Raw genomic sequence first — 847 nt, 5'->3', positions numbered from 1 at the left:
GAGGCCCGCGGACCAGACCCGCTGGGCCTGGGCACCGAACTGGCCGGGCTGGCCGAACTGGCCGCCAGCCTGGGCACGCCGGCCGTTCCATGAACCTGGCGGCGCCCTCATCCTGCGCCGCCAGGGCGTCCAGCGGATGCGCAACGGCGGCCGAACGGATACACTCGGCCGCCATGGACATCCCGGGCGCCGACGACGAAACCCTGATGCAGGCCTATGGCGCCGCCGGCAACATGGCGGCGTTCGATGCACTGTACGCGCGCCATCGAGGCGGCCTGTACCGCTACATTCTGCGCAGCGCCCGCAACCCGCACCTGGCCGACGATATTTTCCAGGAAACCTGGAGCCGGGTGATCGATGCGCGCGCACGGTGGCAACCCCATGCAAAGTTCACCACCTGGTTGCTGCAGATCGCGCATAATCTGCTGATCGACGCACATCGCCGCCAACCGGCGCAGGCCAGTCCGCAAGAAGCCGACGCCGCGCTGGCCAGGCTGGCGGTGGCCGAGCACGAGCAACCCGAACAGCAACTATCCGAATTCCAGACACGGCGGCGGCTGCAGCTGGCCATCGAGCGGCTGCCCGATGAGCAACGCCACGCGATGCTGCTGCGCCTGGAACACGACCTGAGCCTGGAAGAAATCGCCGAAGTGACCGGCGCGCCGCGCGAAACCGTGAAATCGCGCCTGCGCTATGCCACGCAGCGTATCCGCGAGGAGTTAGGCGCATGACAGCCCACCCCCGACCGCCGCACGACGAAGACGACGACCTGGACCTGCGCGCCCTGTACCGCACGCTGCCGCGCACCGAACCGGACGCGGCCCTGGATACGGCCGTGCGCGACGCC

Annotated in this window: 1 protein-coding gene; it reads left to right on the top strand. The window is 69.1% G+C overall.

Annotated elements, in window-relative coordinates:
• The first annotated feature begins 173 nt into the window (after positions 1-173).
• Entirely contained in the window at positions 174-731 is a 558-nt protein-coding gene (locus LPZ50_RS25115) for an RNA polymerase sigma factor (RefSeq protein WP_230665535.1), read from the top strand.
• Positions 732-847 lie beyond the last annotated feature (116 nt).

The organism is Bordetella petrii, from assembly GCF_020991325.1.
GTDB lineage: Bacteria > Pseudomonadota > Gammaproteobacteria > Burkholderiales > Burkholderiaceae_B > Bordetella_A > Bordetella_A petrii_E.
Note: the sequence above shows the minus strand (reverse complement) of the source record. Positions and strands in the feature narration are given on the sequence as shown.

Bases quoted from the DNA above. Each gene is read 5' to 3' on its own strand.
- LPZ50_RS25115 (WP_230665535.1), top strand. From the start codon at position 174: ATGGACATCCCGGGCGCCGACGACGAAACCCTGATGCAGGCCTATGGC.